Genomic DNA, 13,262 nt, shown 5'->3' on the forward strand with positions numbered 1-13,262 from the left:
TCTAAAATCAAAGTGATTGAGATTCTTCACTTCACTGCGTTACGTTCAGAATGATACTTTTAGCCCTTTTTTGTTACATAACGTTTTTTTGTTTTTCACTAAAACTGTCGGCCTGCATTTGGAGCAATTCTATAGCCTTTTTCTTCTTGTAGTCATACAGTTCCTTGTCTTGCCTTATTTCGGCATATACATCATCATAAATACCGGCATCGGTAGTACGCATCAGTTCGCGCTGATGATTGTTTTGAGCTAAATTGGTTTTTAAAGCCATTTCGTTGTCTTCCAGCTTAAAATCATATTCACCCTTAGGTGATAGTAATTTCGCGATTATAGGGGCTGTTTCTATGGCTAAAAACAGTAACATTATAAACAGTGACGGAAGTAAAGGCAGTTTATTAAGTGCGTTGATGCGTGCCATGAGTCCGTCAAACTTATCAATTATGGGTTGGGTTTCAGTAATCTTTTTATCCAAATTGCTTCTAAGGGTAACAGCCTCAGCTTCTTTTGCGGCTATTTTGGCCTCATTCCTTTTTCGCAGTGTGTCCAGTTGTGCCAGGGCAGTGTCGTGCTTATCCCTTTTTTCTTTATAAACAGGTCCTTTGCCCAGTTTCATGGTGCCGCTGGTACCTTCGGCCTCAGTAATGTAGGTGGAATAAAGTTCGTTTACTTCCTTCTCCTTTTGTATAATTTCCGACTTAAGACTATCAATAGATGCTTTGTTCCTGTCGATATCAGACTGGTAGTAATCGGCGACCTGTTTTTTATTGACCATAGCCAGTTCGTTCTTCTCTTTAAGAAGTATGGTATCTATTTCCTTTTGGAATATTTTTATTTCAAGAGGTTTTGAGATCACAACAGCTATGATAAGTGCTAAAATAATACGCGGTGTTGCCTGTAGTAATTCCTGACCGAAGCGTTCTCTTTTCCTGATTGTAGAAACTATAAACCTGTCTAGATTAAAAATAAGCAGTCCCCATACCAAGCCAAAGAATACCGAGGTGTAAATATTATCGAATACTGTATACAGGGCATAGCTTGCGGCAATAAATGCCATAACGGCAGTAAAGAAAACGGTGGCTCCTATGCCGGTATATTTATTCTGTTCGCCGTCAGAGCAGGAATAGATTAGTTTTTTATCTGCCCCAGAGCAGATAATGAAAAAACGTTTTAACATGATGATTTGATTTTTGATTGATGATGTAACAAAGGTAACGCGTTTTTACTGTAAATGTTATAATGTGTTGATATGTTTTAGGTTATAAATAAAAAATCCGCCTTTATAGGGCGGATTTTGGTAATATAGTAAGATGGTGTGGTTATTTGGTTTTACGGTATGTAAACACTTTATTGGTTGTAATAGGTTTTCCGTCTTTTTGTTGAGGAATCCATTTTGGAGAAGCTTCAAAAACCTTTTTTATCTGGTCATTAAGTTTTTCATCATTATCGCCATATAGTTTTACATGAGTAACCGAACCGTCGGTATTAATTGTATAGCCTATAAATGCTTCGTTATCTTTTATAATACTATCCAAATCAATATTTTTGGTGATATAGGCGTCAAATGCCTCGTTCCCTCCGGGGAATGCTGCATCCCTGTTGTGTGCTGTTTTTGCATTGTCTTCTTCAAAATTGTAGGTGGCAGCGCTTATCATTGTTTCCTGCCTAATATCTATAACCTCTTTGTCACTTTTGCCTATTTCACTCCCTGATTTTATAGTCTTAAAACTATCGGGAACAGGTTTTTTACTTATGGTTATTTGGCAGGTTTCTTCAGGATAATGATCATTTAAGTGTTTAATATGTTTGTTGTAATAGGGATATGTGTAGTAGTATAACATAAATGTCATTGACATTTCTTCACCTGCTTTTGTTTCACCAAACATTTTGAATCCGGTTGATGCAAATTCTTCCCGTTTATGTTTCAGGAATTCTTCCCTGCTTATTTTAACGTTATCAATGTAAAAATAACTGTCTTTCTGTTCTAATGAGAATTTGTAATCTTCTTCGCTAACGCCATCTGGGTTATCTTTTTTCTTTGGAACTGTAGCGAGGTATAGTTGTTTCTGTTTTAAAGTAAGTTTCTCATAAGGCGAATTTATAAATACATTTCTAACACTATCCTGAATTATTATTCTTACTCCTTTAAAATATTCATCCCTTCTGCTGTCAGGACTAACAGAATCGGTTGCTGTAAGTGTTTCGTTTTCTTGTGTACCGGCATAAGCTACATTTTCTGTGCTTAAAAAATATACTATTCCTGCAACGGTTAATACCGAAGCCAGTTTAAGTGCCAGTGTTTTAATTTTAGGTGTGGTTTTGGTCATCATAACAAATCGTTTTTTAGTTATGGGAAAGTTAAGGTTACTTGCCAGTGCTGCTATCGGAGTCCTGTTTTGACTCCTGTTTAGCAATAGCTGCTGGTAAGAGATAATATCGTCGTTATTATAAATTACATTCTCATCGGCCAGGAACTCGTGGTTAAGCTGTATGGCTTTTTTATAAAAGTAAAGTAACGGGTTAAACCATAATATTGTTTTTAGCAATTCGATAAACAGTATGTCTAGTGTGTGTCGCTGCTTTACATGAGTGAGTTCATGACTGTAAAGTTCGGGCTCTATAGCCTGTTTTTCATACTCCTCTTTGTTGATGTAAACGGTATTTAAAAAAGTATGAGGAAGTATGTTATTGTCAATAAGTACAAGAGTTGCGCCTTTGTATGGAACGTTTTGGTTCCTTTTTTTAAGCCTGTAAAACCGGGTAATGTTTATAGTAAACCTTATAATCAGTAATAATGTTATTAAGCTGTATAGTCCCCAGATAATATAGGGTGTATAGTTTACCTCTGGTTGTGCTATAACAGTGGGCGTAGCGCTATTTATTATGGGTTGTTGCTCAGTAACAGAATGGATAATTGTTACCGAATCCTGAATTGGAGCAACAGGTATGTTAACATACACCGGTATAGTTATAAATGGCAGACACAATGAGAACGAAAGACCAAACAATAAGTAAAACCTATTGAAATGATGTATCTTTTCTTTTTCAAGAAAAAGTTTGTACAACAGGAAAAGTACTGTCATACTTATTACCGATTTTATAAGAAATTCACTCATGGTTTAGCCTTTTTATTTTAGTCGCCTATGTTTAATGTAATAGGTAGGGTATAGCTGCTTCTTACCGTTTTACCATCCATTTCTCCCGGTATCCATTTTTCAGGTACTGATTTAAGTACTCTTACCGCTTCATTTCCGGCACCATAGCCAGGATCACGTAATACTTTAATACTACTCATTGATCCGTCTTTTTCAATTACAAAAGAGATGTAAATTTTCAGCACTTTATTTTCTTTTACATCTGGGATTGTAAAGTTCTTATTTATATAATTATAGAACTCAGGCATGCCTCCCGGATATTCAGGTTGTTTTGTAAGCCCGGCTAGATTAATTACTTCATCAGGTTCTGAATCTGGTGTGCTTACTGCTGGCTTTGCATTAACTTCTTCAGGTGCTTTTGGTGTTTCCTGTACAGAGTTTGTTTCAGGTTCTGGTTTTGTTTCATTATCTGCGCAGGATATTAAAAATAGTCCTGCCATTACCGGAACAACAAGCAGTTGTTTACTTATTGCTAAAAATCGGGGTGTGGTTTTAGTCATCATAACAAATCGTTTTTTAGTTATAGAAAAATTAATGTTGCTGGCCAGTGCAACGGTATGGCTTCCGGATGCCATTTTTAGTAACAGGCTTTGGTAGCCTGAAGTGTTTTTATTGGTGTTTATTACAGCATCATCGGCTAAAAACTCGTGATTAAGCTGTATACTTTTTTTGTAGAAATATAAAACAGGATTAAACCAAAACAAGGTTTTAAACAGCTCTACAAGTAGGATGTCCAGAGTATGCTTTTGATTCACATGTGCTAACTCGTGTGTATAGAGATCTTTTTCAATAGCATTTTTATTATGGTCATCCTTACTTATAAAGATGTACTCAAGGAAGGTGTGTGGTAAGGTGTTGTATGGTAATAATACTAATGTTGCTGTTTTATATTTTATTTTTTTATTACTCTTTATTTTGAAAACAAAGGATAATATGTTTTTTATGAATCTTATGACAAGTAATAAAGTAATGGATGTGTAAATTAAGATAAGCCAAAACTGTATGTCAAAACCTGCACTTTCTCGGGTTATGATAATCTCATCTAATGCTATTTGTGGTAATTCATTAATGTTTTTACTGTAATTAGCAATTGAAGGAATACTTATAAATGGCACGCAAATAGAAAATACAAGGCTTGTTAACAGATATATTCGGTTAAACAGATGCATTTTTTCTTTTTCTAAAAACAGCTTGTAAACCATAAGGAGTACAGCCATACTTATTGCCGATTTTATAAGAAATTCAGTCATAACTTAATTTTTAGGAGTGTCTGTTGTTAATTTTAGTAGGGTAAGAGCCATGTAAAATTGGTTGCTGATAGTGCATTTTTTAATGCCATTGTTTATTGCAATTATAATAGTGTTATTTCTTCTTTGCTATTTCTTTGTCTATAATAGCTTTTAGTTCTTCCAGTTCTTTAGTACTCATGTTTGTTTCCTTTGTGAAAAAAGATGCAAACTGAGAAGCCGAGTTGTTAAAGAAGTTTTTGATTATACCGTTAACCTGCTTTGAGAAATAGTCGGTTTTTTTAACCATAGGGTAGTATTCTCTCGATTTGCCATACTCTTTATATCCAACAAAGCCTTTATCGGTCATTCGTTTTAAAAGCGTGGCAAGGGTAGTGGGTGCAGGTTTTGGATCGGGGAACTCATCCATCAAATCTTTCATGAAAGCTTTTTCCTGTTTCCATAAAAGTTCCATTACCTGTTCTTCTGTTTTTGTAAGCTGCATGTTCTACAATTTTAGAATTGTTTCTACAAATGTAGAATAAAAAATGATACGTGCAACTTTTTTCAATAAAAAATCCACCCGGTTAGAGGTGGATTAGTGAGTTTAGTTAGTAATTAAGATAAAAAGGTATGGTTATTTATATAGAGAACTAAATAATTAAAAAGGTTGGGAAGGGAATAAAAAAAATCCGTTACTAGTAACGGATTTTTCTTCTAAATAAATTAAAAAAGGTATAAGAAATGGAAGGTGTGTAGGTTGTTTATTGGTTATTTAATGGAGATGCTAAATGGTAAAGAATAATTTGTTTTTACTGCTTTGCCGTCTATTTCTCCCGGTGTCCATTTTTCATCAATGGAATTAAATATTTTTAAGACTTCAGTGCTTATACCATACCCTGGGTCTTCTGTTGTTTTTACGTCAGATAATGTTCCGTCCTCATTAATAACAAAAGCAATCATTACCTTGTATTTTCCGGGAGGGATTTTTTCATGAATAATAAAATTACGGTTTATTAGGTTGTAAAATGCCTGGATACCTCCGGGGAACTCAGGACGTTTGCTAAGCTCACTTTCATTAAAGATGGTTTCTTCCTGAGGTTTCTCCTGTATTTGAACTGGTTTTGTTTCTTCTACAGGAGTTGTCTCAGTTTTTTCCGTCGCTGTTTTCACAGGTGCGGTTGTCAATATTGGTTGGTTGGTTGGTTGTTCTTTTTTACTTTTAGTTTTCTCTGCTTTAGGTTGCTGTGCTATATTAGTTTGTTTTTCCTGTTTAACAACAACCGGATCTGTTTTCTTCTCCTCTGTTTTAGGGGCTGATGCCTGCTTAGGTTTTGGTTCTTCAATAAACTTAGGTTCAATAACAGGTTCAGGTACTATATAGTCTTCTTTGGTGTTTTGAATGTTGTCTGTTTGCTTTACAACAGGAGCAGGAGTATTTGTTTCAGTAACTTTTATGTCTTCAGTTTTATTAAGACTGATGATGGTGTATGCTATTCCTGCCGATAAAACTCCGCCTATTAATAAAGACTTCAGTACAAAACCTTTTTTTAAAGCTGCTTTTGTTGCTGTATTGGCATGCGGGGTATTGCTAAGCTGTTCTTCAATTTTAGCCCACAACTGATCCCCCGGCTGCTCATCAAACATGTCAGTCCGGTCTTTAAAATACTTAAACAATTCGTTATCTTTCATTGTTTATTGTTTTAGGATTTGTGAACTAAAAAAGGTTTTCTTTAATTTCTCTTTGGCATAACTAAGCTGTGACTTAGAGGTGCCTTCGCTAATTCCCATTTTTTCGGCTATTTCAGCATGTTTGTAACCTTCAATTGCATATAGGTTAAACACTATTCGTGCTCCTTCCGGAAGGCAGTTAAGCATTTTTTCGATGTCGTTATCCAAAAGGTTACTGTCATTGTCGGTTACTGCAATAGCTATATCATCAGTGCTTATTTCATTTTTAAAATTCGTCTTCTTCCTCAATTCCATTAGGCAGCAGTTAACGGCTATACGTAAAATCCAGCCCTCAAAACTACCCTGGTTTTTATATTGTTCAATTTTCTGAAAGACAGTGAGAAAGGTGTTCATTACCATTTCCTCGGCGCGTTCGTGGTCTTTCATATAACGCTTGCATATACCCATTACTTTAGTGGCATAGGTATAGTAGACACGGTTTTGGGCAAGCCTGTCTTGTTTTTTGCAGCCTTGTATAAGTTGCTGTTCGGTCATTTATGGTTGTAGCTATTGCCGGTTATTTCGGATGGTTATTCTCTTTTTTGCGGATTTAGAAAGCTTTTTTTCTTGTGTATTCCTGTCCTAAATTTACAAAATTAATTAACTTGTTAGGTACTACCTAAACAATGGTGCTTCTGTACAGTGATTGTTTTTCCGATATAATAACGTGCAATGCCACAAAAAAAGTATACTTCATTCGGTGTGGCCTTGATTCTTTCTTTTAAAGATGCTAATAAAATAAAAAGGGTTGTAACAGAATAAAAAAAATCCACCATTAGGTGGATTTTTTTTATTTATAGTATGAGTTATTACTTGCTCATTTCTGTAAAATGCTTGTAAAACAATGGTATAGTTTCAATTCCTTTTAGGTAATTAAATATACCAAAATGTTCGTTAGGTGAGTGAATAGCATCACTGTCAAGACCAAAGCCCATCATTATGGTTTTACTTTTTAGCTCTTTTTCAAAAAGCGCAACAATAGGGATACTACCGCCTGAACGAACAGGGATTGGTTTAACTGCAAAACTTTCCTCATAAGCCGCTGCCGCTGCCTGATAACCTATACTGTCTATAGGTGTAACATAAGCCTGACCGCCGTGATGAGGTGTTACTTTTACTTTTACACCTTTTGGAGCAATGCTTTCAAAGTGTTTTGTGAAAAGGTCTGTGATTTCTTTCCAGTCTTGGTCCGGTACTAAACGCATAGAGATTTTTGCATACGCTTTGCTTGCAATAACCGTTTTAGCACCTTCACCTGTATAGCCGCCCCAAATACCGTTTACATCAAGTGTAGGGCGAATGGAGTTTCTTTCGTTTGTTGTGTAAGTAGCCTCACCATATACATCATCAATATCAAGAGCTCTTTTGTAAGCTTCAAGAGAGAAAGGTGCTTTAGCCATTTCATCTCTTTCTTCGCGGGAAAGTTCTTCAACTTTATCATAAAAGCCCGGGATAGTGATGTGATTGTTTTCGTCGTGAAGCTGGGCAATCATTTTTGCCAGTATATTGATAGGGTTTGCTACAGCACCACCGTATAAGCCTGAATGCAGGTCGCGGTTAGGTCCTGTAACTTCTACTTCTACATAACTAAGTCCTCTTAGTCCTGTTGTGATAGATGGTTGTGTGTTAGATATCATTCCGGTGTCCGAAATTAATATCACATCATTTTTAAGTTTTTCCTGGTTGCGTTCTACAAACCAGCTAAGGCTTGGTGATCCTACTTCTTCTTCACCTTCTATCATGAACTTAACGTTACATGGCAGGTTTCCGTTTTGGGTCATGTACTCTAATGCTTTTACGTGCATGTACATTTGTCCCTTATCATCACATGCTCCACGTGCAAATATTGCGCCTTCAGGGTGTAGCTCTGTTTCTTTGATAACCGGCTCAAAAGGAGGAGAAGTCCAAAGCTCTACAGGATCTGGTGGCTGAACATCATAATGTCCGTATACTAATACTGTAGGAAGGTTTGGGTCTATAATTTTTTCACCATATACAATAGGGTATCCCGGAGTCTCGCAAAGCTCTACTTTTTCGCAACCTGCTTTTTCCAGACTTTCCTTAACTGCTTCAGCAGTGTTTATCACGTCCTGAGAATAGGCGCTATCGGCACTAACCGAAGGTATTTTTAATAGCTCAACAAGTTCGTTGATAAATCGGTCTTTATGCTGTCCGACATAGCTTTTTATGTTATCCATCTTATAATTAATGATATAGAATTGACGCCCAAAAATACAAAAAAATAAAATGAAAAAAATTTTCGTTTTTTCTTTGTTTGTTTGAAAGTAGTTGTATATTTGCACCCTCTTAATGAAACAAACTATTGGTTTTATTATCGGCCTGCGGGTGTGGTGAAATTGGTAGACACGCCAGACTTAGGATCTGGTGCCTCACGGTGTGTAGGTTCGAGTCCTATCACCCGCACAAAAAGCTTCTGATTTTCAGGAGCTTTTTTTATTTCCATCCTTTTTATCCGATTATTTTATTTGTTTTAAGCATACTTATTTTGTGTGAGTTCCATTTTGGAGTTAAATAAAGTGAAAATTTATTTAAATAAGAGGTCAAAAATTACTTTGAAGTTTAAAAACTATGCTTATATTTGCAGCCGTAATAATGAAACACACTATTAGTTTTATTATCAGCCTGCGGGTGTGGTGAAATTGGTAGACACGCCAGACTTAGGATCTGGTGCCTCACGGTGTGTAGGTTCGAGTCCTATCACCCGCACAAAGCCTCTGAGAAATCAGAGGCTTTTTTTGTTGAATTATTTCTTCACGATTTTAATATAGTTTATAAATTTAACATGCTATTGTTAAGTTATTTACGATTAATAGGTTAGTATTTTTGTTATATAAAATCCTTGTAAAATGGTATGGAAATCCAATCATTGTAAGTTTCGGTTAGAATATGATTCCCCATGGGAAATTATTGATTATTTTTCGGATAATCGCGATAAAATCATGGTTGGGATAGTTGATAAGACTGATAACGCTTCTTTAATTGTGAAAATAGTACCTGATGTTTCTAAAAGCCAGGTTTCTGATGAACAATATTATGAAGCTCTGAAAAAGCAGATGGTAGAATCAAATCCCGGGAATCAGCTTTTATTTGAAGGAGAGTTAGGTTTTAAAGATCAAAAATTTAAAAGGTTTATCTTTTTAATGAATATTAAATACGGAAACTTTGTTTCTAATGATTATATACACAGGGACGGTGATAAGCTTACAAGTGTTCAGTTTTCATATCCCAATAACCTTATTGGGGATTATATACCTCCTGTTCCGGATAAAATTCAAAAAATACTCAACGATATCCAGATATGGTAATTTCCTGATATTGGGGGTTGGTATTGGTTAAAAGTGATTTTTTGGGTTTTAATTATTTTGCTATCAGTGGTTTGCTTTATTTTTTAATTAAAAAAAGTCCGTAACTTAGTTAGTGTATTTACCTTATTTTCAGTCACTAACTTAACCTTTTGCCTATGTCAATCATTAAAAAACCAACCAGGGCAGTAATATTAGGAGGGCTTTTTTTGGTAATCCCTTTAGTGCTTATCCTTATAATTATTAATCATGCCATACAGATTTTAATTCCGTTAGGTCAAAAAATTTCCGATGTATTAAATATCCATTCCGTTTTTGGTGCTGCCACTTTAACTGTTATATGTGTGTTGCTCATTATCTTTTTATGTTATGTAGCCGGAATGCTAATCCAAATAGGACTTGTGAGGCAATGGGGTAAAAAAATGGAACAGCAGCTTTTTTTGATAGTGCCTAGTTTGCAGGTGCTTAAATACAAACTTATAGATGAAAACCGCGCCGGGTTAGAAGGGGCGTGGAAAGCCATATTACTAAAGGATGGCGATTTTTATTTGCTTGCTTTTATTACCGATGAAGGTGATGATAAGTTTATGAGTGTATTTATACCCGATGCTCCAAACATGGGGGGAGGTGAGATACGCTTCGTAGAAAAATCAAGTTGTGAATACCAACCTATCTCCATGCATGTGGCTATGAGTACTCTTAATAGTTTTGGTGCTACAGGCAGACCGTGGGAACATATAAAAAAGCCATAAGATTATTTCTTATGGCTTTTATAAACCAACTCTATATACTAAAATTATGTTTATGTTACTGTGCAAAGAATAGCGAAGCGATATCGCTTGCCTGCTGTCCGGTAAGAATTTCGTCAAACGATTCCGGGCCTGCTGCTGCTGGGATATCAGGTCCGTTTGTAGCCATTACCGATGCGGTATTGAAACCGGCCTGCATTGCATTTTCCTCTCCGTCATAAACAGCCTGTGCTGCTTCCGGTAATCCGCCGCGGTCATTACCTACAATCCATCCTTTTTGACCTCTCAGTCTTCTTATCTGTGAAGCATGGCGTGCCTCAACCGAGTGAATTTGTAATCCTGCGGTAAGTAAATCACCATTAGACATCAGGTTGCCTGCCTGTCCTTTGTAGGCACGAACTCCTGTATCTTCAAAAGCCTGTGCTAATGCCATAAAAGTAGGGTAGTCTCCAAAAGTGTCAAAAGCACCACCTACGGTAAAGTCAAAGTCTGGCTTTTCCGGAGCCATATCTCCCAATGCACTCGAAAGGAACTGTACGTGTGCTGCTTCGTGTTGTGATATTTGTGCTATAATCGCCTGATCGGCAGCCGGAATAAGTCCGTTAGTGTCAAGTGCCATCTGGTAAAATTCGTCTTCAAGATATTCAAGTATCAGTGCCAGTTGTAGGGCAGTGGTAGGAGTATCCTGAGTAGTCATAAATGCAGTGGCTGCTGCATTAGCTTTTGTAGGAGCTAATACAAGCGAAGCAATACCCAAAGGCAGGGAAGCTAAAGCTGCATTTTTTCCTAATGTTTTAAACTGGTTAAAACTATCTCTTCTTGAGCTTTTACTGTTTAAAAGATTATCATCAGTAAACGACTCTATAAATTTTAAAATATTCATAATGCTGAAGTTTAAATGTTAGTTGATTAAGGTAAGAACTGTGCTGTGAAAGGTGTTTGTACAACACCCAGCGAACCTACCGCTGCTAAAATTTCTGAAGGCATCTGGGCTAGGTCTAATCCGTTTACATCAATCACGTCGTCTCCGGCAAAGTCTGCCGATCCCGGGTTTAGTAAGCTTCTGATAGCCGATGCGTGCCTTGCCTCTACCGATACGATTTTACCTGCTATTACAAGGTAATCAGGTGTTGTAATGTATCGTCCGGCACCATTGTAAGCTGCCACGCCTGTATCTTCAAGGGTTTTTGCAGTATTAAGTACCTGCAGCCTGTTGCTGAAGTTCAGGTCGCCATAATCAAAATTTAAATCAGGTAATACGCGGTCCGGGTCATTTAGTGCACCTGTTAGTGCTGCCTTGAAAAACTCGCGGTGTACCACTTCATGTCTGTACAGGTCAGTAAGAACCGATTGTTCTTCACTACTGAAAACCGAACCAAAATTGTTTCCGTTAACTACTCGTGTATAAAAATCAGCCTCAAGCTGTTCTAAAGCATAAGCATAGGTAAGAATACCGGCATCTCCTCCGCCAAGATCAAAAACGCCGTTTCGTACACCGGGAAGCTGGTTGTCTTCCGGAGGTGGAGTCATACCACCATCATCGTCGTTGCTGCATCCTGCTATAACAAGTCCGGTTCCCGCAATGGCAAGCCCGCTGATTTTAAGGAAGCTTCGCCTGTTGGTCAGGTTTGATTTTACTTCCTCAACTTTTACTTTTTTCATAATTAAAAATTTTGAGGTTAATAATTGTTTTTTTTACCGATGTGGGTTTAGTTCACGGTTGATATTTTTATTTACGCCTTATTGTTCATATTGGTTTTTGGTATATTCTCATTTTTGTATTTTTTTAACACTTTTCAGTTTTAATACGTTGTATTTATTGTGCTGTTTTTGAATACTCTTTAATGTTTAAAGCTTTTGTTTCAAAGGGTTAGCCGTATGTGTGTTATGTGTATTTAAAAGTTGGTTTTAATTTTTGTTTTTGAATAAAAAGCTGCAGAAATAATAGGTTTTTAGTGTTTTAAGTCCTTTTTATTGACGCAGTACTCATTATAAATTCATTTTTTTTCGTTTCTTTACAGTAAGAATTTATCCGCAGTATATGAAACCAAAAGCTACATTAAAACAGATCGCAAAAGAGCTAAATGTCTCTGTTTCCACAGTGTCTAAAGCTTTAAGTAATAGTCCTGAAATTAGTGAGCCTACAAAAATTAAAGTACAGGAGTTTGCCAAGCTTAAAAATTATAAGCCTAACCACATGGCGGTGAACCTTAAAAACAAAAGGTCTAAAACCATTGGGGTTATTATCCCAAACATCCTGAACCCTTTTTTTGCCAAGGTTTTTAGCGGTATAGAGAAAACCGCTAACGAGAAGGGGTATAATGTAATTACCTGTATCTCTAACGAATCGCTGGAAAAGGAAATCCATGCTATGGACATGCTTAGTAATGGTACTATAGATGGGTTTATCCTTTCGATATCAGAAGAGACGCAGAAGGAAGGTGAGTTTAAACACTTTAAGGAAGCTATGTCAGATGATTTGCCTATAGTTATGTTTGACAGAATATCTGACGAAGTAAACTGTGATAAGGTAATAGTAGATGACTTTGATTCGGCTGTATACTCTATGGATCATTTCATAAAATCGAACTGCAGGAATATAGCATTACTTTCTACTATTGATAATCTTAGTGTTGGTAAACTAAGAGCAGAAGGGTATTTAAAAGCCCTTGCCGTAAACGGAATTGAGGTGAACGAGAAAATAATACTGAGAACAGAAAGTACCGAAGAGTTTGATACTAAATTTCAGTATCTTTTTGATAATAACAAACTGGATGGAGTTTTTGCGCTTGATGAGCACGCATCTGTAATGGCAATGAAAGCGGCTATCAAGAAAGGTATTAAAATTCCGGAAGAGCTTTCCATTATCGGTTTTGCCGATGGGGTTTGGTCCAAACGACTAACGCCAAGTCTTAGTACAGTAAGCCAGCACGGACCAGAAATTGGGTCGGCAGCAGCAGAAATGCTTATTAACAGGCTTGAAGCCAAAGAAGGGGAGGAGCCGGATTATGAAACCCGTATAATTAAAACCGAATTAAGACAAAGGGAATCTACCCGTAAGTTATAAAAACAAAAAAGCCT

Annotated in this window: 12 protein-coding genes and 2 tRNA genes; 5 read left to right on the plus strand and 9 right to left on the minus strand. The window is 36.5% G+C overall.

Annotation, left to right across the window (positions count from 1 at the left end; all coding sequences use genetic code 11):
- Window positions 1-73: 73 nt before the first annotated feature.
- From ABS768_RS06425 to ABS768_RS06455, 7 genes are all read right to left on the minus strand, one after another.
- Window positions 74-1,174, minus strand: a complete 1,101-nt coding sequence (locus ABS768_RS06425) for a DUF4407 domain-containing protein (protein WP_408074143.1) — start codon at window positions 1,172-1,174, stop codon at window positions 74-76.
- A 142-nt stretch (window positions 1,175-1,316) separates the two neighbouring features.
- Window positions 1,317-3,113, minus strand: a complete 1,797-nt coding sequence (locus ABS768_RS06430) for a M56 family metallopeptidase (RefSeq protein ID WP_408074144.1) — start codon at window positions 3,111-3,113, stop codon at window positions 1,317-1,319.
- A 17-nt stretch (window positions 3,114-3,130) separates the two neighbouring features.
- Window positions 3,131-4,402: a M56 family metallopeptidase gene (locus ABS768_RS06435; RefSeq protein WP_408074145.1), complete on the minus strand. Its 1,272-nt coding sequence runs from the start codon at window positions 4,400-4,402 to the stop codon at window positions 3,131-3,133.
- Window positions 4,403-4,514: 112 nt separating this feature from the next.
- Window positions 4,515-4,883, minus strand: a complete 369-nt coding sequence (locus ABS768_RS06440; protein ID WP_408074146.1) for a BlaI/MecI/CopY family transcriptional regulator — start codon at window positions 4,881-4,883, stop codon at window positions 4,515-4,517.
- A 266-nt stretch (window positions 4,884-5,149) separates the two neighbouring features.
- A complete protein-coding gene (locus tag ABS768_RS06445; RefSeq protein WP_408074147.1) occupies window positions 5,150-6,070 on the minus strand; it encodes an energy transducer TonB in 921 nt (306 codons plus the stop codon).
- A gap of 3 nt (window positions 6,071-6,073) precedes the next feature.
- Window positions 6,074-6,604 carry an RNA polymerase sigma factor gene (locus ABS768_RS06450; RefSeq protein ID WP_408074148.1) on the minus strand — a complete coding sequence of 177 codons (531 nt, stop codon included), beginning with the start codon at window positions 6,602-6,604 and terminating at the stop codon, window positions 6,074-6,076.
- 314 nt (window positions 6,605-6,918) lie between these two features.
- The gene (locus ABS768_RS06455; RefSeq protein WP_408074149.1) at window positions 6,919-8,307 is read right to left on the minus strand and encodes a dipeptidase; all 1,389 of its coding nucleotides are present in this window, start codon (window positions 8,305-8,307) and stop codon (window positions 6,919-6,921) included.
- 144 nt (window positions 8,308-8,451) lie between these two features.
- Between ABS768_RS06455 and ABS768_RS06460 the strand changes: the two genes are divergently transcribed.
- The 4 genes from ABS768_RS06460 to ABS768_RS06475 all read left to right on the plus strand — a co-directional run bounded on the left by ABS768_RS06460 (window position 8,452) and on the right by ABS768_RS06475 (window position 10,184).
- Window positions 8,452-8,533 (plus strand) — tRNA-Leu (locus ABS768_RS06460).
- 221 nt (window positions 8,534-8,754) lie between these two features.
- A tRNA-Leu gene (locus ABS768_RS06465) sits at window positions 8,755-8,836 on the plus strand.
- A 140-nt stretch (window positions 8,837-8,976) separates the two neighbouring features.
- Window positions 8,977-9,435 carry a hypothetical protein gene (locus ABS768_RS06470; RefSeq protein WP_408074150.1) on the plus strand — a complete coding sequence of 153 codons (459 nt, stop codon included), beginning with the start codon at window positions 8,977-8,979 and terminating at the stop codon, window positions 9,433-9,435.
- Between the two features lie 155 nt (window positions 9,436-9,590).
- Window positions 9,591-10,184 carry a DUF502 domain-containing protein gene (locus tag ABS768_RS06475; protein ID WP_408074151.1) on the plus strand — a complete coding sequence of 198 codons (594 nt, stop codon included), beginning with the start codon at window positions 9,591-9,593 and terminating at the stop codon, window positions 10,182-10,184.
- A gap of 55 nt (window positions 10,185-10,239) precedes the next feature.
- On the opposite strand, the gene ABS768_RS06480 is transcribed toward ABS768_RS06475, so the two are convergent.
- Window positions 10,240-11,064: a ferritin-like domain-containing protein gene (locus ABS768_RS06480; protein WP_408074152.1), complete on the minus strand. Its 825-nt coding sequence runs from the start codon at window positions 11,062-11,064 to the stop codon at window positions 10,240-10,242.
- Between the two features lie 26 nt (window positions 11,065-11,090).
- Window positions 11,091-11,843 carry a ferritin-like domain-containing protein gene (locus ABS768_RS06485; protein WP_408074153.1) on the minus strand — a complete coding sequence of 251 codons (753 nt, stop codon included), beginning with the start codon at window positions 11,841-11,843 and terminating at the stop codon, window positions 11,091-11,093.
- A 379-nt stretch (window positions 11,844-12,222) separates the two neighbouring features.
- Here ABS768_RS06485 and ABS768_RS06490 point away from each other — a divergent pair, with 379 nt between their 5' ends.
- Window positions 12,223-13,248, plus strand: a complete 1,026-nt coding sequence (locus ABS768_RS06490; RefSeq protein WP_408074154.1) for a LacI family DNA-binding transcriptional regulator — start codon at window positions 12,223-12,225, stop codon at window positions 13,246-13,248.
- The last annotated feature ends 14 nt before the right edge of the window (window positions 13,249-13,262 follow it).

The sequence above is a fragment of the Flavobacterium rhizophilum genome (assembly GCF_046000485.1).
Taxonomy (GTDB): Bacteria; Bacteroidota; Bacteroidia; order Flavobacteriales; family Flavobacteriaceae; genus Flavobacterium; species Flavobacterium rhizophilum.